A 23,600-nucleotide genomic window follows, 5' to 3' on the forward strand; every position below is an offset into this window, starting at 1 on the left:
GTTATAAAAATCAATTATTCCAATGTGTTAAAATTCGGACACACGCAGTGTGTCCCTACAAGATAACAAAAAAGCAACATTGTGCAACTGCTGCATAATACCGAAAACTTTTATTAAAACAACCGCACTTTACATAATACGGCGGGATTGGGTGTAGGTTCTTGCCCAGTAATTTTCATCTAAAGCGCTAATGGTTACACCTTGACTGGAACTGGCGTGCATAAATTGGTTGTTGCCAATATAAACCCCTACGTGATTATTACCACGGAAAAAGACAAGGTCGCCTTTTTGTAGTTCGTGTTTGCTTATTTTACGCCCTAAATGGCGCTGTTCTGCCGTTGAACGAGGTAATTCGATGCCATAGGCAGATAAAAATGCAGTTTGCATAAATGCCGAACAATCAATACCCCGTTTGCTTGTTCCCCCCATTCGATAACGGGTGCCTGCCCATTCGTTATAAACCCCGGCAAGGGCTTTATCGTTAATTAAACCGGTGCGAGGGCGGTTTGTTCTGTGATGAACACCACGCTCGGTTTTCTCTAAATGACGGATTAATCCTGTCAGCTGCGTATCATCACTTTCTGAAATTTTGCTATGATGGGAATAATGAGTGTCGCTTGAACAAGCTGTGGCGAGAATCGCCAGTCCTAAAATCATTAAAAATCGTTTTAACATATTAAAAAAAACTAAAATAACTAAAAGATATAAAAATAAAAGCGGTGAAAGACTATCAAATATAAAAACAAATAGCCAGTTAAAATTGAATTTTTATGTATTTTTGTGAAATATTTCACAAAAAAGGCAATCGCTCAGGATTGCCTTTTTATCCTATGAAGGAATTATTTTTTCTTCGCTTTAGCATTAGGGAGGTCAGTAACCGAGCCTTCAAATACTTCTGCCGCTAAACCAACGGACTCATGTAAAGTTGGGTGAGCGTGAATAGTTAAGGCAATATCTTCCGCATCACAACCCATTTCAATGGCTAAACCAATTTCACCGAGCAATTCCCCCCCGTTGGCCCCCACAATCGCACCACCTAATAGACGATGTGTCTCTTTGTCAAAGATAAGTTTTGTCATCCCTTCTGAACATTCAGAAGCAATGGCACGACCGGAGGCAGCCCATGGGAACTTCGCCACTTCATAATTTAAGCCTTCTTGTTTACATTCTTTTTCCGTTTTCCCTACCCACGCCACTTCAGGTTCGGTATAGGCAATGGATGGGATCACTTTTGGATCAAAATAATGTTTTTGTCCTGCAATCACTTCTGCTGCGATATGACCTTCGTGAACACCTTTATGAGCAAGCATCGGCTGACCGACAATATCCCCGATAGCAAAGATATGCGGTACATTGGTACGCATTTGTTTATCCACGTGAATAAATCCACGGTCATCCACTTCAACGCCTGCTTTACCCGCATCAATCAATTTACCATTCGGCACACGACCAATAGCGACTAATACGGCATCATAACGTTTCGTGTCGTTGCAGGCTTTTCCTTCCATTGATACATAGATACCGTCATCTTTTGCTTCAACCGCAGTTACCTTGGTTTCGAGCATAAGCTTGAATTTTTTCTCGATTTGTTTGGTGTAGATCGCCACTACGTCTTTATCCGCAGCCGGAATCACTTGGTCGAACATTTCCACCACTTCAATCTCAGAACCCAGTGCGTGATAAACCGTTCCCATTTCTAAACCGATAATGCCGCCACCCATGATGAGTAATTTTTTCGGAACTTCTTTTAATTTAAGGGCATCTGTTGAATTCCAAATACGCGGATCTTCATGTGGAATGAAAGGCAATTCAATTGGACGAGAACCTGCCGCAATAATGGCATTGTCAAATTTAATGGTGGTTGGATTACCATCACGATCACGAGCCACCAATGTGTTTGGATCAGCAAATGTCGCTAAACCTTCAACAACAGTGACTTTACGCTGTTTTGCCATCCCCGCAAGACCGCCCGTTAATTTAGCCACCACCGCATCTTTACCGGCACGAACTTGGTCTAAATCAATTTTAGGTTCACTAAAATAAACCCCATTTTTTTCTGCGTGCCTTGCTTCTTCAATCACTTTCGCCACGTGTAATAAGGCTTTTGAAGGAATACAACCTACGTTTAAACAGACACCGCCAAGCGTAGAATAACGTTCAACAAGCACAGTTTCTAAGCCAAGATCCGCACAGCGAAATGCTGCGGAGTAACCTGCCGGACCGGCACCAAGTACAACCACTTGGGTTTTAATTTCTTTACTCATTTTTACCTCGTAAAAACGTTGAAATTATTGACCGCTCTTTTGAGCAATCAGGAACATTTAAAAAACGCCCCTCAAACTCGAGAGGCGTGATTGATTACATAATCAAGCGGCGTAAATCCGCTAATACAGAGCCAATGTAGCTAATGAAACGGGCACCATCAGCACCATCGATCACACGGTGGTCGAATGATAATGACATTGGAAGAATTAAGCGAGGGGCAAATTCTTTGCCATTCCATACCGGTTCCATAGAGGATTTAGACACCCCTAAAATTGCCACTTCCGGTGCATTGACGATTGGTGCAAAATGCGTGGTTCCGATACCGCCAAGACTTGAGATGGTAAAACAGCCGCCTTGCATATCCGAGGCAGAAAGTTTACCTTCACGAGCTTTTTTCGACACTTCCATTAATTCACGAGAAAGTTCGATAATTCCTTTTTTGTTCACATTTTTAAACACCGGTACCACTAAGCCATTTGGTGTATCCACTGCAACACCGATATTGATGTATTTTTTCAAGATCAGGCGTTGTGCATCTTCTGTAATTGAGCTGTTGAAACGTGGATAGGCTTCCAAGGCTTTCGCCACCGCTTTCATAATAAACACAACAGGGGTAATTTTCACGCCCAATTTTTGTTTTTCCGCCAACACATTTTGTTCTTTACGGAAAGCTTCTAAATCGGTGATATCCGCTTTATCAAAGTGAGTAACATGTGGAATCATCACCCAGTTGCGGTGTAAATTTGCGCCTGAAATCTTATTGATACGGCTTAATTCCACTTCTTCAATTTCACCAAATTTGCTGAAATCCACTTTCGGCCATGGTAATAAGCCCAAGCCAGCACCATTTGCCACGCCATTGCCTGCTGCCGCTGAGGTTACCCCGCTTTCGTAGACTTTCACTGCGGTTTTCACATAGGCTTCAATATCTTCTTTAACGATGCGACCTTTACGCCCGGTCCCTTTAACCTTATCTAAATTAATACCAAACTCACGGGCTAAACGGCGAATAACCGGTGTTGCATGCGCATAACCGGCACTTGCCACCACTTGTTCTTGACTTAAACCTGATACATTGCCACTTTGTGCAGCAGGTGCTGACTCAGCCTGTACAGCCGTTGGTGCCGAAACCGGTTGTGAAGGTGCGGCTTGAGTTGCTGATGTCGCAACAGGATCAGCTCCTGCCACTTCAAAGCGCATAATTAATGAACCGGTTGACACTTTATCGCCCGATTTCACTAAAATCTCTTTGACAACCCCCGCAAATGGTGCAGGTACTTCCATAGAGGCTTTATCACCTTCAACCGTAATCAGAGATTGCTCTTCAGAAACGCTATCCCCCACTGCCACCATAATTTCGGTGACATTGACTTCATCACCACCGATATCCGGCACATTCACCTCTTTAATCGCAGATGCGGTAGCCACCGGCGCAGTAGTTTCTTGAGTTGGTACTGAAGCTGCCGGCGCACTGCCTGCCACTTCAAATTTCATAATCAATTTACCGGTAGAAACCTTATCACCGACATTGATTAAAATTTCTTTTACCACACCGGCAATCGGAGCCGGCACTTCCATAGAGGCTTTATCACCCTCTACATTGATAATGGATTGATCCACTTCAACCACATCACCGACTTTCACCATAATTTCTGTCACATTGACTTCATCAGAACCAATGTCCGGTACATTCACCTCCACAACACTTGCTGCAGATACGGCTGCTGCTTCAACGGGTTTAACCTCTTGTGCTGGCGCTGATGTTGGGGCTGCAGCTGCGGCATCCAATACGAGCATCGGGGTGCCGGTAGTGACTTTATCGCCCACTTTCACTAACACTTCTTTGACGACACCTGCTTCCGGCGCAGGCACTTCCATTGACGCCTTATCGCCCTCAACATTAATAATACTTTGATCTACCGCAATGGTATCACCGACTTTCACCATAACTTCTGTTACGGTCACTTCATCAGTACCAATATCAGGAATTTGAATTTGTTTTGACATAATTTGTTCCTTTATAAAGTGCGGTCAAATTTGTGAAAATTTTTGACCGCCGTTTTCATCAATTACGCATAAAGCGGATTGATACGCTCAACATTCAAACCGAATTTCGCAATGGCATCTGCAACAACTTGATTCGTTACCGTCCCTTCTTTTGCCAATTGGGCAAGTGCAGCAACAACGATATAACGTTCATCAACTTCAAAATGTTCACGTAAATTTGCACGGCTGTCAGAGCGACCAAAACCATCTGTACCCAATACGTGATAATGTTTGCTTGGCACAAATGCACGGATTTGATCCGCATAAGCCTTAATATAATCTGTTGAAGCAACCGTTGGTAAATCTGCAAGAACTTGCGCAACATAAGGCACACGTTGCACTTCTGTTGGATGGAATAAGTTCCAACGTGCGACATCGTGACCATCACGTGCTAACTCGTTAAATGACGGTGCAGAGAAGACATCAGAAGTCACCCCATAGTCGTTAGCAAGAATTTGTGCCGCTTCACGAACATGGCGCATAATTGCCCCTGAACCTAAGAGCTGAACGTGGCCTTTGCCTTTTCCTTCTACCGTTTCAAATTTATATAAACCTTTACGGATACCTTCTTCTGCTCCAGCAGGCATTGCCGGTTGTTCGGTCACTTCATTTAATGTGGTGATGTAATAGAACACATCTTCTTGTTTTTCACCGTACATACGTTGAATACCGTCTTGAACGATGACCGCCACTTCAAAGGCAAAAGACGGATCGTAGGTAATACAGTTAGGGATAACACCCGCTTGAATATGGCTGTGTCCATCTTCGTGTTGTAATCCTTCACCGTTTAAGGTTGTACGACCGGATGTTCCACCGATCATAAAACCACGAGCCAATTGATCGCCCGCTAACCACATCATATCGCCCACACGTTGGAAACCAAACATAGAGTAATAAATGAAGAATGGGATCATTGGACGATTACTCACCGAATAGGATGTTGCAGCGGCAACCCAAGAGGCAGTCGCGCCCAATTCGTTGATCCCCTCTTGCAACACTTGACCATCTTTCGCTTCACGATAGTATGCCACTAAATCACGGTCAGAAGGCACATAGTTTTGTCCATGCGGATTGTAAATACCGATTTGACGGAATAAGCCTTCCATACCAAAAGTACGGGCTTCATCAGCGATAATTGGTACAATGGTTTTACCAATATTTTTATCTTTTAATAGGATATTTAATACACGAGAAAACGCCATTGTCGTTGAAATACCGCGAGGTTGGGCATCCAATAATGCTTTAAACTCATCTAATGCCGGTACCGGATATTCCACATCAAATTTCGGTTTACGTGCCGGCACATAACCGTCTAATGCTTTTCGTTGACTATGTAAGTAATTGTATTCCTCAGACCCTTCCGGGAATTTGATGTATTCAAGATTTTCAACCTGTTCGTCTGTGAGGGGTAAATGGAAGTAATCACGGAAACCTTTAAGGCTCTCATAAGACATTTTTTTAGATTGGTGAGCGGTATTTTTACTTTCCGCTTCAGGAATTTTATAGCCTTTTACTTGTTGCGCTAAAATCACAACCGGTTTTGTCGCATTTTGTGCTTTTGCATAAGCGGCATAGAGTTTTTCTGCATCATGGGCACCACGACGTAACGCCCAAATTTCATCATCGGTCATATCCGCAACTAATGCGGCAGTTTCCGGATAACGCCCGAAGAAATGTTCACGAACATAGGCACCATCTTTGGATTTGAAGGTTAAATAATCACCATCAACCACTTCCATCATTAATTGAGTTAACTTACCTGACGTGTCTTTCTCAAAGAGTTTATCCCAGTTACCTGCCCATAACACTTTGATGACTTCCCAACCCGCACCGGTGAACAAACCTTCTAACTCTTGAACGATTTTACCATTACCGTTTACCGGACCGTCTAAGCGTTGTAAATTACAGCTTACAGTGAAAATTAAGTTATCCAATCCTTCACGGGCGGCAAAAGTTAATGCGCCTTTAGACTCAATTTCGTCCATTTCACCATCACCTAAGAAGGCATAGACTTTCTGACTTTTCGTATCTTTTAAACCACGATTATCTAAGTATTTTAAGAAACGCGCTTGATAAATCGCATTAACAGGGCCTAATCCCATAGAAACCGTTGAGAACTGCCAGAATTCAGGCATTAATTTCGGGTGAGGGTATGAAGATAAGCCATCAACAAAGGCTTCTTGACGGAAATTGTCCATTTGTTCTTCCGTAATACGTCCTTCTAGGAAAGCACGGGCATACATTCCCGGTGCAGCGTGACCTTGGAAGAAAATTAAATCACCACCATTTTTCTCCGTTGCCGCTTTAAAGAAATGGTTGTAGCACACTTCATACATAGTCGCAGCAGATTGGAAAGTCGAAATATGACCACCTAAGTCGAGATCTTTTTTCTGACTACGTAAAACCATCGCAATCGCATTCCAACGCACCGCAGAGCGAATACGACGTTCAATTTCACGGTTCCCCGGATAAACAGGTTGCTCTGAAACAGGAATAGTATTGACATAATCGGTAGTGACACCTGTCGGCAATGAAACACCGTTGCTACGGGCTTGACCGATTACCTGCTCAATAATATATTGCGCACGCTCAACGCCTTCTTCACGAATCAAAGAATCTAATGATTGTAACCAATCTTGTGTTTCGATTGGATCAACGTCATTTTTTAAAATCTCAGACATAGGTTTTCCTTATCTGTTAATCAAGTGAAAATTAGTTCGACTTAAAGCCAAACACGAATATAGAAATGCCTGTTTCAATTTACAAACATTTAACAAATCTTATAAATTTTAGAAGATTTTTTTAAATAAAGATAGTAAATTTTCATCAAAGTGAGGCTTTTCTCCGCAAAATCGTTAAGCGCATTAGAAAAAGTGCGGTGCTTTTCTGAAAAGTTTTTACAAAGTAATTAAAGCGATAATCAAAACCTTGCATCGTCCTTCCCTTTAATTTAAAGTTTTGTCATCTTTTAAAAATAAGGAAATCACGATGAAATCAACAACTCGCCCACTCTCTCAACATAAACGCATTGCTTTAGTTGCACACGACAGTTGCAAACAAGGACTTATTCAATGGGTAAAAAAACACCAATCTGCGCTCACTTCACATCAGCTTTATGCAACAGGAACAACAGGGCATTTACTGGCACGGGAAACCGGTTTAATCATTCAGCCTTTATTAAGTGGTCCGATGGGGGGCGACCAACAACTTGGCGGGCTTATTGCAGAAAAGAAAATTGATATGATGATTTTTTTCTGGGACCCAATGAATGCCGCCCCTCACGATCCTGATGTGAAAGCCCTTATGCGCATAGCAACCGTTTGGAATATTCCGGTTGCTATCAACCAAGCTTCGGCTGACTTTTTACTCACCTCATCACTTTTTGAACAACGTATTGATATTGAAATTCCGGATTACGAAGGTTATTTAAAAGAACGTTTAGGATAAAACACAGTAAAAATTAACCGCACTTTAAGAAAGCGTTTCAACATTATGTCACAAATAAACAATGTTTATTTTCCACGCCATACAAGCCGTATGGCGTGACTTTATCTGATCGGCTTTGTAGCGATACTCCCCTCATAGAGCCAGGGTTAATCAGCCTTGCAGGGCTTATACAAGGTAAAATTTGGTTGTACAACGGCAACATAATGCACCCCATTTCTATTTGTAGCGTTTTTTCACCGCACTTTTATCTACCTCACGCAGGCGATCTAATTTTTCTTTAATTTGAATTTCCATTCCCCGATTTGTTGGGAAATAATACTGCGTATCCTTCAATTCTTCCGGAAAATAATTTTCCCCGGCGGCGTAAGCATTGGGCTCATCATGGGCATAACGATATTCCTCACCAAACCCGAGATCTTTCATCAGGCTAGTTGGGGCATTGCGTAAATGAGGCGGCACGTCGTAATCAGGCAGATTTTTGGCTTGCGCTTTTGCGGTATTGAACGCGGTATAAACCGCATTACTTTTCGGGGCGACAGCAAGATAAATAATGGCTTGTGCAATGGCACGTTCCCCCTCATAAGCCCCGACACGGGTGAAGCAATCCCAAGCGGCAAGTGCCACTTGCATCGCTCGGGGATCAGCATTTCCAATATCTTCCGAGGCAATGGCTAGCAATCGTCTTGCCACATAAAGCGGATCGCCCCCTGCCGTTAAAATGCGGGCATACCAATATAATGCGGCATCCGGCGCAGACCCTCGAACGGATTTATGCAAAGCGGAAATCAGATCGTAGAACCGATCCCCTTGCTTATCAAAACGGGCTTGTCGCTCACCTAGCACGGTTTTGAGTAAAGTGCGGTCAATTTTTTTGCCTTTTTCCGTTTCATCTGCCATATCCACCATCATTTCAAGGCAATTTAAAGCCAAACGGGCATCACCATTGGCATATTCGGCAAGCATTTGTAATAAATTCTCTTCTAAAATTAACCGCTCTTTTGCTAATCCTCGCACAGGATCTTGTAACGCTTGTTGCAGCACCGCTTCAATTTCATTAACGGTTAAGGATTTCAGCACATATACCCTGGCACGGGAAAGCAAGGCATTGTTCAGTTCAAAAGAAGGATTTTCCGTTGTTGCGCCAATAAAAATCACCGTGCCATCTTCAATATGAGGAAGAAAAGCATCTTGTTGGCTTTTGTTGAAACGATGCACTTCATCCACAAATAAAATGGTTTTTCGGGAGGTCAAACGATTTTGTTTGGCACGATCAATGGCTTCACGAATTTCTTTTATTCCACCGGTAACCGCTGAAATACGTTCAACATCAGCATTAATTTGATTGGCGATAATTTCGGCTAATGTGGTTTTGCCGGTGCCGGGTGGGCCCCAAAAAATCATTGAATGGATATGACCCGATTGAATGGCTTTGCGAAGTGGTTTACCTTCACCGATAAGATGTGATTGACCAAAATATTGATCGAGATTTGTCGGACGCATTCTGGCAGCAAGGGGACGAAAATCATTTTCCGAAAAATCAAAATCAAGATTAGCCATAAACTTATTCCATTAGAGAATTGAATACAAAAATTGAGGGCGTCATCAATACGCCCTGAGGATTATTTTTTGCGTTGATCGTCCAATTCTACCCCTTTTGGCAGTTTGAATTGGAATAAACTCTCGGAAAGAGAGACATTAGTAATATTGCGTAATACATAGAGGTTGGTTTGCCCGTCTTTCTCTGTGGTGCTGAAATTTTTCAATACGCCATTGGCATCCACTCGAATATCAAATTGTTTAATATTACTTTTCGCCGATTTGGGTTTTAACACAAAGGTATCAGCCTGTTGTGTCACCGAATATTGGTTCCAATGGCTTTTATCATCACTGGTTAATAAAACAAAAGGGGTATTATTTATCGCATCTTTTACCCATTGTGCCGTGACTTGTTGTACAAAAGGATCGTAATACCAAAGAGTTTTACCATCAGCGATAATCTGAGTTTCCTGTGGCGATTTGGTTTCCATTCTAAATAAATTCGGGCGTTTAATTTGAATTTTCCCACTGCCCTGTTGCACATTTTTCCCCCCAGCAGAGGTGACGGTTTGGGAAAAATCGGCACTTAATACATTCACTTGGCTTAATCGTGATTGTAATTCACCGGTGACATCGGCAAAGGCGTTATTGGCAAACCCAATTAGCCCTAACCCCATCAAACTAAGTGCGGTCATAAAAAAGGTTGTTTTTTGAACCTTGGCTTTGCCAACAGCCTCGTAAGAGGTGAACAAACGAGCGAGCGAGTTTGTGAATAATTTTAACGATGTTTTTTTCATTTAACTTTCCTTTTTAAAAGCGAAATTAATAATCCGGTCGGCGTGCAAGAATTTCACGTTTTCCATTTTGCATAGCACTCACAATCCCCTGTTCTTCCATTTGATCCATAATTCTGGCTGCTCGGTTAAAACCTACGCTAAATTTACGTTGCAATGCAGAAACAGAGGTGGTGCCAGTGGTTAATACAAATTCCATCACTTCATCAAACAACGGATCCAGCTCCCCGCTACTTCCGGCAGATTTTTCCACGCCCTCTTCTTCATCTGCACTTTCCAAAATACTATCAATGTAATCCGGTTTTCCACGAGCACGCCAATCATCGGCAATACGCACCACTTCATCATCGCTCATAAATGCCCCATGAACACGGATGAGATCTGAGGAGCCTTGCCCCGAGTAAAGCATATCACCACGCCCCAATAAGGCTTCTGCGCCCCCTTGGTCTAAAATCGTGCGTGAATCAATTTTACTTGCCACGGTAAAGGCAATACGGCTTGGTACATTAGCTTTGATAAGACCGGTAATCACATCAACAGATGGACGTTGGGTTGCCAAGATTAAATGAATGCCTATCGCACGGGCTTTTTGAGCAAGGCGGGCAATAAACTCTTCGATTTGCTTTCCTGCCACCATCATAAGATCGGCAAACTCATCGACAATCACCACAATATAGCTTAATTTTTGCAATGCCGGTGGCATTTGATCCATGGTATCACCCGGTTTCCAAATTGGGTTCGGGATTGGCATTCCCATTTTTTCATACTCATCAATTTTTTCGTTAAACCCTTCAATATTTCGCACACGAAGAGCGGAAAGTAATTGATAGCGGCGTTCCATTTCATCCACACACCAGCGTAATGCATTGGCTGCTTTTTTCATATCGGTCACCACCGGGGTGAGCAAATGCGGAATATCGTTATAAACGGAAAGCTCTACTACTTTCGGGTCGATCATAATAAATTTCACTTCTTCCGGTTGAACACGGAAAAGCAAACTAAGAATCATAGTATTCACGCCCACGGATTTACCGGAACCTGTTGAACCCGCCACCAATAAATGGGGCATTTTGGCGAGATCCACCACAACCGGTTTACCGCTGATGTCTTTCCCCAATGCCATTGGTAACAAGGCTTGAGAATCCCGGAATTCATTACTGTCCAACACATCACGTAACGGCACAATTTGACGATGGGCATTCGGTGTTTCAATCCCAATATAAGGTTTACCCGGAATGACTTCCGCCACACGAATGGAGCGGAACATTAACGCTCGCGCCAAATCCGTATCAATATTGGTCACTTTTGAGGCTTTTACCCCCGGTTGTAATTCCAGTTCATAACGTGTCACTACCGGCCCAACCAGCACATTTTTCACTGTTGCTTTGACGTTAAAATTCCGCAACTGCTGTTCAATGCGCTGGGTGGTATCATGAATTTCCTCTCGGGTAATGTCTTGCGCTTGGGTTGGGCGATATTCCAATAAATCCAAACTTGGTAATGGCGTGCTTGGTTTCTCACGTTTTGTTGTCGGTTGTTGAAATGCCGGATGGATTAAGGAATCCCCATAAGGCTTATAAATCGGTGTGATTTCTTTCTCTTGCGTTTCTTGCAGTGAGGTTTGTGGCTCAGCCAAAATGACTTTTAATGCCTCTTCCGCATTCAAGGCTTTCGCACGAACTTCCATTTCTGCAAGGCGTTGTTGTTCTTGTTCGGCAAATTGACGTGCCAAGTCATTCATTTCGTCAGAAAGTGCGGTCGATTCTGACAATGAATTTTCCATCATTGGTGCTAACCTTACAGTTGGCATTGCCGGTTCGTTTAACGTAGAAACAGAAACCAAATCAACCGCACTTTGCGTTTCTTTTAGATGACTTGTTTGGCTTGCCCCCTCCCAAGTCGGAACGGCTGTTTGCGATGTGGTTTCACCATAACCGGTAATGCTTACTTTCGGTAATTCATCAAAACTTTCTGTTTTGAAGGATTTAAAATTTTCGTTAAATTCGGATGTGGTTTGTTGGATATCAGAAGGGGGAAGCGCCGATGACGACAAACCGCTGATATTGATCAGCGTTTCCGGTTGAACAAGGGGATTTTCAACCTCTTCATTCATTGTTGAATGTATTTCTTCATTTTGAAGCACTTCTTTCGTCACATTATCGTTGTTTTCCCCAAATGATCCCGGTTTTTGAATGACAATTTGTTCTAATTCTTCAACGGATTTTTCAGATTGTTCTCCATTTGTCGGGCGCTCATTTTTCATGGTTAACCAATGATAAAAACGGATAATAAGGCGAATCAAAGATGCTCCGGAACAAAAAATAAAGCCCACGATGGAGAGGACAAAGCCCAGCAGAATGCAACCGAATTTTCCTAAAGTCGGATAAAGCCATATAACAAGGCTACCGCCCAGCACCCCACCGGATAAATAATAATTTGTGTTGGAAAACAATAATGTTGCTATCATGGTCAACCCCATCAGCAACGTGATAAACCCAAAGCTACGTAACAGGATTTTAGTCGCAGAAAGAAAACGAACGGCTTTCTTTTTCAATAAAAATACAGGGACAAGAAAAATCAAAAAAGGAAATAAATGACCCACATAACCGAAAAACACAAAAAAGATATCAATAACCCACGCCCCAAAAGCCCCGGCTTTATTGATGGTTTCAGTTTGAAAACTTGCGGTTGACCAAGCGTTGTCTAGCGGTGTATAACTTGACCAAGCCACAATCATATATAAACCGAAAAGTGCGGTCAAACCTAGAATCAATTCAGCAAGATATTGTTTTGGTGTAAATCGTTCAGTAATTCGTTTAATCATTTTTATTTTAAAACAAGATAGTTTGTTTGTTTGACTTCTTCCATGACAACATAGGTGCGTGTATCGTTCACACCGGGCAAACGAAGCAATGTTGTCCCTAATAATTTTCGATAAGCCGCCATATCTGCCACTCGGGTCTTCAACAAATAGTCAAAATCACCGGATACAAGATGGCATTCTTGAATGTCATCAAGGGCTTGAATGGCGGCATTAAATTCTTCAAATACATCGGGTTTCCCGCGCACAAGGGTAATTTCAACAATCACTAAAAGTGGTGCATCAAGCAACTCCGGATTAAGCAAGGCACGATAGCCCATAATCACTCCTTGCTTTTCCAAGCGTTTTACCCGCTCTAAACAAGGTGTGGGAGATAATCCGACTTTTTTGGAGAGATCGATATTTGAAATTTTGCCGTTGCGTTGTAGTTCATTAAGAATTTTAATATCAATGGCATCCAGTGGTTTTTTCTTTTCCATTTTGTTCCCTCCCCATTTCCAAGCACGCTATTTTAATCCATTTTGCCAAGGTTTCCAGTATGACAATGCATTTCTAGAAATTATCCAATACGGATAACGCATCCGCTAATTTTTTCACCGTAAAAACCTGCATATTTTCAACCGCACTTTTCGGTTTATTACCAAAAGGAATGATCGCACGTTTAAATCCGTGTTTTGCCGCCTCACTAATTCGCTCTTGTCCACTTGGTACCGGACGAATCTCACCGGCAAGCCCCACTTCGCCAAAGATCACTAAATCTTGTGGCAAGGGACGATTACGAAAACTGGAAATCAACGCCAACAATAGCGCAAGATCCGCACTGGTTTCGGTGACTTTCACCCCCCCCACCACATTGACAAACACATCTTGATCCGCCATTTGTAACCCACCGTGGCGGTGTAACACAGCAAGCAATAATGCCAACCGATTTTGTTCCAACCCAACTGCCACACGGCGTGGATTTGATAGCATAGAATGATCCACCAAAGCTTGAATTTCCACTAAAAGCGGGCGTGTGCCTTCCCATAGCACCATCACCGAGCTGCCCGAGGTTTGCTCATCGCCACGGCTGAGAAAGATTGCGGAGGGATTTTTCACCTCACGCAAACCTTGTTCCGTCATTCCAAATACCCCTAATTCATTCACTGCGCCAAAGCGATTTTTATGGCTACGTAGGGTACGATAACGAGAATCCGCTTCCCCCTCTAAAAGCAAGGAACAGTCAATGGCGTGCTCTAAGACTTTAGGGCCGGCAAGCGTGCCATCCTTAGTGACGTGCCCCACCATAATAATCGCCACTTGACGGGTTTTCGCATAACGGGTGAGGAAAGCGGCACATTCCCGCACTTGGGCGACACTCCCCGGAGAAGATTGAATATCCGCCAAATGCATCACTTGGATGGAATCAATCACAATAATTTGTGGCTTTAACTGATCCGCCAGATTGCAAATTTGCTCCACCGAAGTTTCGGAAAGCATATTGAGCTTGTCATTCGGTAAACCTAAACGATTCGCCCGCATCGCCACTTGCTGTAAGGATTCTTCTCCCGTGACATAAAGTGCGGTCATTTTTTGCGCCAAACCACACATCACTTGCAATAATAAGGTACTTTTTCCTGCACCGGGATGCCCCCCGATCAAAATCGCACTTCCCGGTACAATCCCCCCCCCTAACACGCGATCAAGCTCTTTAAATCCACTGGTAAAGCGTGGCGTTTCTTGCAAACTGATTTCCGATAAGGTCTGAATTTTTGCTTGTGTTTCGCCGGCATAACCACTGAAACGATCATTTTTGCTTTTTACCGCAGAAATCAACCGTACTTCGCTAATCGTATTCCAAGCTTTGCAAGCGGAGCATTGCCCTTGCCAACGGGAATACTCCGCACCACAATCATTACATACATAAGCCGTTTTAGGGGCTTTCGCCATGTTATTTCTCCATAAAATAAAATTATTTCAAACTAATGATATACACTTGATTCGCCTGACACCGCTAAACGCATTAATTTCATCATTCGTTCAAAATACAAACGTGTCGTAAAAAGTGCGGTTAATTTTTCAATGGTTTTTTCATTGTCTTTGGTTTCACTGTGAAAGCGAATCAATGCCTGAATTTTATTAAGAAAGGTTTGATTGCTTTCAAGCAATTGCGGCAATATATCATCTTCTATTATTGCGCTTCCGCTTGCCTGTTCCAGAATCTGCTCAAACAATGCCTTATTTTCATCATAATAATGATACAAATTGAAAAATGCCCCGACCCGTTCCACGGTTTTCATAAAATCTTGGCTAAAAAGCGAGGGCGGTAAAGACAGCGTTTCTTCCACCAAGGCTTGCTCCATTTTTAAAAGGCGATGAAATTTTGCGTTAAAATCGACCGCACTTTCTTCTCTCTCTTGATTCAAGAAATCACGCCATTTATTTAGCCAATCCGTTAAAACTACCGGATGACTGAGTTGATAGCCACGCTTCGCCTTGCTCGCACTGCTAAAATAAATATCGGTCAAAACGGGTAATTCTTCCACAAAATAGAAAAGATCACTGACTTTCCCTTCTTTTAATTCAAACTCAATTTCACAAATAGGCTGTGAACGCTCGCCGCTCACAATCTCCCCTTGATCAAAGGCAACTTCAATTTTGGCATCTCGAAATTTAACTAACCAAAAAGTGCGGTTAAAATCCGTGGAGAAAATGGGTTTTAGCGATGTCGCCGGCAGTTGCTCAAAAGGATATAAAGTGCGTAATTGATCGTTCGTTGGCACGTCTTTTTTATCGAGCGGTAAATGATATTCAGGGCGGTGATGCAAGCCGCCAACGACCTCTCCATTCGTTTTTAGCGTTAAGGTAAGCGTTTGATTTTCTTGACGAATACGCAAGCCCATTTTTTGTTTGGCGAGAAAATGATCGGGATAATCATAATAAGTATTACCTAAGCAGATGCTTTCACGCACTAATGGGTTAAATTGTTGGAGGTGCTTTTCAAGCAAGTGAAATGTTTCCGGAGAAACGGCAAGTTTGAGTTCAATTTCATTGATCATAGGGAGGAATCCTTATTAATTTAACTGGTTAAATATACAAGTAAATATAAATAAATCAAGGTTTTTGTGTGTTGCCTTACACCCTGATGTGCCGTACAAGATAAAATTGATTTCTACCTGTCAGAAAATGCGTTGAATTTTTCATTCATAAAAAATACCTGTATCCGAATAATTTCGGATACAGGTATTTTCAAGTTATGGGAGAGTTATCCGTTGATTTATTTTATAAGTTTATTCACACAATACTCGGCGGCTTTTTCACCTGTTTTTCCCATTTCCCGCTCAAATTGGTTAATGGTAATATTGCCTTGATTTAAGCGTTCCTCAAGGTTGCGTTGTTCAAATTGTTGTTGAATTTGAGAAATTAAGCAACCACACCATTTGGGCTTAGCAACATTCATCACATTTGCTAATTTTGCCATCTCGTTATTTTCATCGTTACATTGTTGATAGATGCCATATATCACTCCGCTTTTAATTTCTGTGCCAAAATTTTGTGCATTAGCTGAAAAAACGAAAAGCGTGCATAAAATCAAAAAATATTTTTTCATTGGTTGATGCCTTAATAAAAATAACCCATTATCAATGAAAGAAAAAGATAACTCATCTTATTTTGATCAATACTAATATCCGCCTATACTCAGCAGAAGAGGAAAGCTATTTTCATCCTTAATGAAGTCTTCAATATTAGGATATTTTTGAATACTTTTATACAATTCACAACCTCTATGCTCCCCATTTTTACAGGCTAATTTCGCATAATCCTTGGCTTTATCAAGATCAAGAATAGTTATATCTCCTCGATAATATTCAGCAGCTAAACCGAATTGAGCCACCGCATATCCCTGATCTGCGGCTTTCTTAAGCCATTTTATGTTTTTCTGCCGTCCTAACCAATATTGGATTTGTGGATCCCCCGTTCTTTCTTCTGCCATTTCTAACCAAAATAGCACTTTATCCTTCCCCCCTTTAAACTCATCCCGCTCAAAAGGCACATAAGGATAAATAGAGGCATCAACAACCTCATACATCGCTCCCAGTATTTTCATCGCTTTAAGATCGCCCTGCCCTGCTCGTTTTAACAGTGAAGAAAACTCAAGTTTTTCTCCGGCCTTCTCTTGCTGAAAAAGATAAATAATTTGGCTCTCTTTACCTATATTACGATTACGACTGTTATAAAGTTGTATAACTTTATCATAGTTTTTTGGCACACCTAAACCTCTATGATATATCTCAAATACTCTCCCTTTCTGAGCACAACCTTCATAATTCCTAGCAACATTTCCACTATACCCAAAGTAATCGCTACCCTTTTTAGTCTCATACCAATAAAGCGCCTGTTGATAATGTTGCTTGTCCCAGTAATAATCGCCAAGCCGACAACTTGCCTCTTTATCTCCCGCTTCACCCGCTTTTTGATACCACTCAAATGCAATATCAAAATCTTTTTTCTGATTATCTACCGGATGAATATCCTTAAATACAGGATCAAACTGCTTAGCAATTTGTAACATTGAATATGTAAAACCTGCTTTTGCCATTCTCAAATCATGACTTGAGGCAGAATAGGTTTTGGCAACCATTGTGGTGGGATAGCCCGCCAATATGCCTGACACGATAAACAGTGCTGAGATTTTTTTCATTATTTACTCCTGTGGTAAAAATTGTGATTTAATTTCTGATAAATACTGTGCTATTTTGCCCTGCTCTGCGAAAAAAATACCTTTAGCGGTTGGCGAAAAATTCTCAATTTCACCTTGATAAAGTTCCGCTGTATCATTCGGTAATCGCCCAAATTCTTCTAATGAAAATTCATTAAGATGCTGAATAGATTTCAATAACTGATACTTAATAACCTGTTCTTTTAATTTTGGATCTTGATTTTGAAATAAATAGAAAGCTATCAACCATAACCATTCATTAGAAAAGTTGTTTCTTAATACATCAATGATATTTTGATCACCATTTAACAATATTTTATTTAGCATTGATGATTGTTTCTCTACCAAAGCAAGCAAATCATTTACCGCACTCATTAAGCGATTTATCTCTGATTTTTGGCTTAAATTGATCATATTCATATCACTTTGAATCAGTTCAGAGAGCCACATTCTTACAGTATCTTCAGGGATTTTTCCCAAGATTGTTTGAATAACCTTTAGCTGTTCTTGATAACAAAAAGGAATTAAAACTTGTCGATAAGATCGGGGAAAAATCTTTATTATGCCCTTCATAATGAAAGATAGCCCCGCTGCTGAAAAACTTTCCATTATTTTGATTAAACCTTCTTTCATAATCCTAACGCTGTGCTAGTAGTACAAAAAATGATTATATATTGTTTTTTTTTTGAGCAATCTTTTATGATAGCTTTACAATTTCTAGATAAAAATGGAGGAAATAGGAATGCAGGTTAAAGTTAGGCTAAATTTAAGATTTGATGTGCAGATTATTCTATCCAAAAGAATAAAACAGGGATATGCTTACGCCATATACATTTTAAGCATAAGGCGTAAAAATGACTGCCGCGATTATTATGACGAACCGTAGCCAAGCAATCCGTTTACCGGCGGAAGTTCGATTTAGTGAAGAGATTAAAAAGCGTTCTGCTCGCATAGTAGGCAATGAAGGGTTAATTCTTATCCGTAATAATCTAAGAGAATTTGAACAGGTAAATGCCTTAAGAACAGAGAATTAGATTCTCTAAATAATTTACTATCCCAATATACTAGGAGTCATAATGCCATTTACTCTTGTCCATCCCGCTATTATTTTCCCCCTATCCCGGTGCTATTTTTGCTTTCCGGGTCTTGTTTTAGGCTCAATGTCCTCTGATTTTATTTATTATTTGTCGGGTAAACCGGCTGACGGTGGGCATACTGTTTTTCAGAGTGAATGGTTGAATTTACCGCTTTGTTTACTCTTTTATGCTATTTATCTTACTGTATTAAAAACACCGCTCTGGGCAAATTTACCACAGCGTTTCTCACATAAGCTCCCAGAAACACGCCCTCTCCCTTATTGGAAATGGCTAATGATCTTCTTATTTTCCACTTGGATAGGGATGCTTTCACATATTTTCCTTGATAATTTCACGCATAGCACAGGCTATTTTGTCCAAATCTTCCCCTTCTTACAAAAAGAAATTTACATCCCGATTTATAAATGGCTTCAATATGTCGGTAGTGCTATGGGGTTGATAGCAATTGGAACTTATCTTCGCATTATGGCAAGACGCTACCCTCATCCACAAATCAGAACCGTCAGACAAAAACAACGATTTTGGATGATGGTTCTACTCCTCTCAAATTTAGCCTTTATTTGTTGGAATATCATTTCACCGGTAGCATTAAAACAAACGGGTATTTTGATCATACGGTCAATAGATTGTCTTTGCATTGTGCTGTGCTTGATCGGATTCTTTGAAAGTAAACGTTATTCGTAAATTTTATGCTCAAAAAAACCTCATTTCCTCCCACAGCGAATCACAACCCGTAAGATTGAAACATAGATCAACAAACCGATGTCTGTTATCTATAAAATCAATTCTATTTCAAATAAAAATCAGGTAATATGCGCACGAATTTTAACCCCCATTATGGAGTAAATGAGATATGGCAATGAATAATATTCTTGGATTATTTGCCCACTCGCCCTTAAAACCTTTGCAAAAACATTCCGATAAAGTAACGGAATGTTGTGATCTTTTAATTCCTTTTTTTGAAAAAACCTTCTCAAAGGATTGGGAAAATGCGGAAAATATGCGTTTAGAAATTTCCCAGCGCGAGCGTGAAGCAGATAGCCTTAAACGCGAAATTCGTTTGAAATTGCCACGCGGTTTATTCTTACCTATCGACCGCACCGATTTACTTGAATTGGTGACACAACAAGACAAACTCGCCAACTTCGCCAAAGATATTGCCGGTCGTATGATTGGTCGTCAGTTTGGTATCCCTGAAGAAATGCAGGAAGATTTTTTAAGCTATGTTCGCCGCAGTTTAGATTCCATTCATCAAGCGCATTTAGTCATTGCAGAAATGGATAAACTTTTGGAAACCGGTTTTAAAGGCCGTGAATTGCAACTCGTGAACAATATGATTCAAGAATTAGATAGCATTGAAGACGATACGGATCAAATGCAAATTAAGTTGCGTAAAATGCTTTACACCATTGAAAGCCGTTACAACCCAATTGATGTGATGTTCTTATATAAAATCATTGAATGGGTGGGCGTCCTTGCCGACCAAGCACAACGTGTCGGTTCACGTATTGAATTAATGTTAGCGCGTTCATAAAACTCATATACATAGGAAAATACGATGGAAATAATTCATCAATATGGCACATGGTTGGTATTGATCACCGCTGTGTTTGGCTTTTTTATGGCGTTTGGTATTGGCGCCAATGATGTATCAAATTCAATGGGAACCTCTGTGGGTTCAGGTACAATTACTGTAAAACAAGCGATTATTATTGCATTAATTTTTGAATCAGCCGGTGCTTATCTTGCCGGCGGTGAAGTGACAGAAACCATTAAAAGTGGTGTCATCGATCCAATGCAGTTTATCAATACACCGGATATTCTTGCACTTGGCATGATCTCCGCCCTCTTTGCTTCCGGGGCTTGGTTATTTATCGCAACAAAAATGGGTTGGCCGGTTTCCGGTACACACACCATCATTGGGGCAATCGTTGGCTTTGCTTGCGTCACTATTGGCCCCGGCTCCGTAGATTGGTCAACCATCGGTAGTATTGTGGGAAGCTGGTTTGTCACCCCGGTGATTGCCGGAATTTTGGCTTACGCTATTTTTGCCAGCACACAAAAGCTCATCTTTGACACCGAACATCCGCTTAAAAATGCACAAAAATACGGTCCTTATTATATGGGGATCACCATTTTTGTGCTCTGTATCGTCACCATGAAAAAAGGCTTGAAACACGTAGGGTTGCACCTTTCTAACGCTGAAACCTTATCCATTTCATTGGCGATCAGCCTTGTTGGTATGATTTTCTTCCATTTCTACTTCCGCAGCAAAACGTTTGCCCAATCCGCCACAAAGGGGACATTTGGTGCTGTGGAAAAAGTATTCAGTATTCTAATGCTTTTAACCGCTTGTGCGATGGCGTTCGCTCATGGTTCTAATGATGTCGCCAACGCAATTGGTCCACTTTCAGCCGTGGTATCCATTGTTGATGAAGGCGGTAAAATTGTGTCGGGTGGCACATTAGCTTGGTGGATTCTACCATTAGGGGCGTTAGGTATTGCCGTAGGATTAATTTCTATGGGGCAAAAAGTGATGGCAACAGTGGGCTCCGGTATCACAGATTTAACTCCAAGCCGTGGTTTCGCCGCTCAATTTGCAACGGCAATGACTGTGGTTGTGGCTTCCGGCACCGGCTTACCGATCTCGACCACACAAACCCTTGTGGGCGCAATTTTAGGGATTGGTTTTGCCCGTGGTATTGCTGCGTTAAACTTAACGGTAATCCGCAATATTATTAGCTCCTGGGTCGTCACCCTACCGGCCGGGGCTTTCTTTGCTATCGTGATTTTTTATATCTTGCGAGCAATTTTTCACTAATTAAAAAAAGTGCGGTTAAATTTGACCGCACTTTCTTTCTCAATTAAGGTCACACCCCAAGTGACTAAAAAATTTTAAAGGATAACTATGCCAAAAATCGCCTCAATATTAACTCAATTTTTACTCCCGACTATTTTACTCGGCTCTGCCCTCAATACCGCTTATGCAGAAACGCAATATGTTACGGAAAATCTGAATACTTATCTTCGCCGTGGTGCCGGTGATCAATTTAAGATTGCGGGAGCCATTCAATCGGGAGAACAAGTGAATGTATTGGATCGACAAGGTAAATACAGCCTCATTCGTGACAGTAAAAACCGTGAAGCGTGGATTTTAACGTCCGAACTCAGTAATACACCAAGCAGTAAACTCGAAAACCCGAAATTAAAAGCACAAATTCAGGAATTAACCTTAAAACTCAACCATTTAGACAGTGACTGGCAACAACGGACGGTGGAAATGCAACGCCGTACCAAACAATCAGAACAACAAAGTAGCGAATTATTAGAACAAAATTCTCAGCTTAAACGTGAATTAGAAATCGTCAAAAATAAAAATCGGGATTTGGAAGCGATGCTTGATGTAGGCAAACGTGAAATTGCTATTCAATGGTTTATTTATGGCGGCTCCGTACTGGGCGTAGGCTTATTACTCGGCTTAATCATTCCGCATATTTTACCAAGACGTAAACGTCGTGATGGTTGGGCATAATCAATAACACCGAGCCTCCGTTCGGTGTTCTTTTTAAGGAAAATTCATGGAAATCTATTTAGTGGGGGGAGCCGTTCGGGATCAGCTCCTCGATTTGCCTGTCAAAGATCGGGATTGGGTGATCGTTGGAGCGACACCGCAACAGTTATTGGCGCAAGGCTATCAACAGGTGGGCAAAGATTTTCCTGTTTTTCTCAATCCCAAAACCAAAGAAGAATATGCCTTGGCGAGGACAGAACGAAAATCCGGTCACGGTTATACCGGGTTTCTCTGCGATTTTTCAGAACATATCACGCTAGAACAAGATCTTATCCGCCGAGATCTCACGATCAACGCTATGGCGCAAGATAAACAGGGCAATCTTTATGACCCCTATCAGGGCAAACAGGATTTAGATAAGCGAATTTTACGCCACATTTCCCCGGCCTTTGCAGAAGATCCCTTGCGGGTTCTACGGGTTGCCCGCTTTGCCGCCCGTTTTCATCATTTAGGCTTTCACATCGCCCCGGAAACCCTTCAATTAATGGAAAATCTGGTACAAAGTGGTGAACTCTCACATTTAACCCCAGAACGGGTGTGGCTTGAAACTGAAAAAGCACTCAATGAAAAACACCCTGAAATTTATTTTGAGGTGTTACGTCAAATTGGTGCCTTAAAAATCCTTTTCCCGGAACTTGATGCCCTGTATGGGGTGCCAAATCCCCCACAACATCACCCGGAAATTGATAGCTTTGTGCATACGATGTTAGTGTTACAGCAGGCAGTGAAACTCACAGAAAATCAACCTCAACTCAACAAAAGTGCGGTGCGTTTTGCGGCAATTTGTCATGATCTTGGCAAAGCCCTCACGCCGAAAGAAATCCTGCCTCATCATCATGGGCATGAACAAGCGGGCATTAAACCGACCCGAACTCTCTCTAAGCGATTAAAAGTGCCAAGCTATTACCAAGAACTTGCAGAGCTGAGCTGTGAATATCATACTCATATTCACAAAGCCTTTGAACTTCGTCCGGAAACCGTGATGAAACTCTTTAACCGTTTTGATGTATGGCGTAAACCGCAACGGTTCCAAGAATTTCTTTTCCTATGCCTTGCTGATACACGGGGAAGAACCGGTTTTGAAATACGGGAATACCCACAATGGGATTACATTAACGCCTTATTAGAAGCGGCTAAAAAAGTGGATGTTCAACAAGTACTCGCAGAGGGATTTGAAAAACAAGCGATTCGGGATGAATTAAACCGCCGCAGAACTCACGCCATCAGCGAGATGAAAAAAGCCTATCAAAGACAATGAAAACAGCCTTTACTAAATAGCGATGAGATCTTACAATAACCACAATTTTTTGGCGAAATATCACCT

Annotated in this window: 19 protein-coding genes and 1 pseudogene; 7 read left to right on the top strand and 13 right to left on the bottom strand. The window is 41.6% G+C overall.

From position 1 onward, the window contains the following. Positions 1-129 precede the first annotated feature (129 nt). The 4 genes from BKK50_RS02345 to aceE form a co-directional block, all read right to left on the bottom strand. Entirely contained in the window at positions 130-675 is a 546-nt protein-coding gene (locus BKK50_RS02345) for an NlpC/P60 family protein (RefSeq protein ID WP_077414943.1), read from the bottom strand. Positions 676-839: 164 nt separating this feature from the next. Beyond that, positions 840-2,264 (bottom strand): dihydrolipoyl dehydrogenase, encoded by a 1,425-nt coding sequence (gene lpdA / locus BKK50_RS02350; RefSeq protein WP_077414945.1) that lies wholly within the window; start codon positions 2,262-2,264, stop codon positions 840-842. A 94-nt stretch (positions 2,265-2,358) separates the two neighbouring features. After that, on the bottom strand, positions 2,359-4,272 hold the full coding sequence (gene aceF / locus BKK50_RS02355; protein ID WP_077414947.1) for a pyruvate dehydrogenase complex dihydrolipoyllysine-residue acetyltransferase: 1,914 nt from the start codon (positions 4,270-4,272) through the stop codon (positions 2,359-2,361). Positions 4,273-4,334: 62 nt separating this feature from the next. Beyond that, positions 4,335-6,992 (bottom strand): pyruvate dehydrogenase (acetyl-transferring), homodimeric type, encoded by a 2,658-nt coding sequence (gene aceE, locus BKK50_RS02360; RefSeq protein ID WP_077414949.1) that lies wholly within the window; start codon positions 6,990-6,992, stop codon positions 4,335-4,337. Positions 6,993-7,299: 307 nt separating this feature from the next. Between aceE and mgsA the strand changes: the two genes are divergently transcribed. After that, on the top strand, positions 7,300-7,758 hold the full coding sequence (gene mgsA / locus BKK50_RS02365) for a methylglyoxal synthase (protein WP_077414951.1): 459 nt from the start codon (positions 7,300-7,302) through the stop codon (positions 7,756-7,758). A gap of 216 nt (positions 7,759-7,974) precedes the next feature. On the opposite strand, the gene BKK50_RS02370 is transcribed toward mgsA, so the two are convergent. From BKK50_RS02370 to BKK50_RS02410, 9 genes are all read right to left on the bottom strand, one after another. Beyond that, the gene (locus BKK50_RS02370) at positions 7,975-9,315 is read right to left on the bottom strand and encodes a replication-associated recombination protein A (protein WP_077414953.1); all 1,341 of its coding nucleotides are present in this window, start codon (positions 9,313-9,315) and stop codon (positions 7,975-7,977) included. 62 nt (positions 9,316-9,377) lie between these two features. After that, on the bottom strand, positions 9,378-9,989 hold the full coding sequence (gene lolA / locus BKK50_RS02375; RefSeq protein ID WP_179108395.1) for an outer membrane lipoprotein periplasmic chaperone LolA: 612 nt from the start codon (positions 9,987-9,989) through the stop codon (positions 9,378-9,380). A 127-nt stretch (positions 9,990-10,116) separates the two neighbouring features. After that, entirely contained in the window at positions 10,117-12,912 is a 2,796-nt protein-coding gene (locus BKK50_RS02380; protein WP_077414957.1) for a DNA translocase FtsK, read from the bottom strand. A 2-nt stretch (positions 12,913-12,914) separates the two neighbouring features. After that, positions 12,915-13,388, bottom strand: a complete 474-nt coding sequence (lrp, locus tag BKK50_RS02385; RefSeq protein ID WP_077414959.1) for a leucine-responsive transcriptional regulator Lrp — start codon at positions 13,386-13,388, stop codon at positions 12,915-12,917. 73 nt (positions 13,389-13,461) lie between these two features. Next, positions 13,462-14,838, bottom strand: coding sequence for a DNA repair protein RadA (gene radA / locus BKK50_RS02390; protein WP_077414961.1), 1,377 nt, complete (start codon positions 14,836-14,838; stop codon positions 13,462-13,464). Between the two features lie 32 nt (positions 14,839-14,870). Continuing rightward, positions 14,871-15,947, bottom strand: a complete 1,077-nt coding sequence (locus BKK50_RS02395; RefSeq protein WP_077414963.1) for a CYTH domain-containing protein — start codon at positions 15,945-15,947, stop codon at positions 14,871-14,873. Positions 15,948-16,165: 218 nt separating this feature from the next. Beyond that, a complete protein-coding gene (locus tag BKK50_RS02400) occupies positions 16,166-16,498 on the bottom strand; it encodes a hypothetical protein (protein ID WP_077414965.1) in 333 nt (110 codons plus the stop codon). Positions 16,499-16,570: 72 nt separating this feature from the next. Then, positions 16,571-17,590, bottom strand: a complete 1,020-nt coding sequence (locus tag BKK50_RS02405) for a tetratricopeptide repeat protein (protein WP_077414967.1) — start codon at positions 17,588-17,590, stop codon at positions 16,571-16,573. Positions 17,591-17,593: 3 nt separating this feature from the next. Next, positions 17,594-18,241 (bottom strand): hypothetical protein, encoded by a 648-nt coding sequence (locus BKK50_RS02410; protein ID WP_077414969.1) that lies wholly within the window; start codon positions 18,239-18,241, stop codon positions 17,594-17,596. A 221-nt stretch (positions 18,242-18,462) separates the two neighbouring features. Here BKK50_RS02410 and BKK50_RS02415 point away from each other — a divergent pair. The 6 genes and pseudogenes from BKK50_RS02415 to BKK50_RS02440 form a co-directional block, all read left to right on the top strand. Continuing rightward, a pseudogene (locus BKK50_RS02415) lies at positions 18,463-18,582 on the top strand (AbrB/MazE/SpoVT family DNA-binding domain-containing protein); the annotation flags it as partial. A 102-nt stretch (positions 18,583-18,684) separates the two neighbouring features. Then, positions 18,685-19,389: a DUF4184 family protein gene (locus BKK50_RS02420; protein WP_077414973.1), complete on the top strand. Its 705-nt coding sequence runs from the start codon at positions 18,685-18,687 to the stop codon at positions 19,387-19,389. A 169-nt stretch (positions 19,390-19,558) separates the two neighbouring features. After that, positions 19,559-20,239: a TIGR00153 family protein gene (locus tag BKK50_RS02425; RefSeq protein ID WP_077414975.1), complete on the top strand. Its 681-nt coding sequence runs from the start codon at positions 19,559-19,561 to the stop codon at positions 20,237-20,239. A 24-nt stretch (positions 20,240-20,263) separates the two neighbouring features. Beyond that, positions 20,264-21,526: an inorganic phosphate transporter gene (locus BKK50_RS02430; RefSeq protein ID WP_077414977.1), complete on the top strand. Its 1,263-nt coding sequence runs from the start codon at positions 20,264-20,266 to the stop codon at positions 21,524-21,526. A gap of 87 nt (positions 21,527-21,613) precedes the next feature. Next, a complete protein-coding gene (locus tag BKK50_RS02435) occupies positions 21,614-22,237 on the top strand; it encodes a TIGR04211 family SH3 domain-containing protein (RefSeq protein ID WP_077414979.1) in 624 nt (207 codons plus the stop codon). Positions 22,238-22,283: 46 nt separating this feature from the next. Then, positions 22,284-23,534 carry a multifunctional CCA addition/repair protein gene (locus tag BKK50_RS02440; RefSeq protein WP_077414981.1) on the top strand — a complete coding sequence of 417 codons (1,251 nt, stop codon included), beginning with the start codon at positions 22,284-22,286 and terminating at the stop codon, positions 23,532-23,534. Positions 23,535-23,600 lie beyond the last annotated feature (66 nt).

The organism is Rodentibacter rarus (assembly GCF_001998965.1).
GTDB lineage: Bacteria > Pseudomonadota > Gammaproteobacteria > Enterobacterales > Pasteurellaceae > Rodentibacter > Rodentibacter rarus.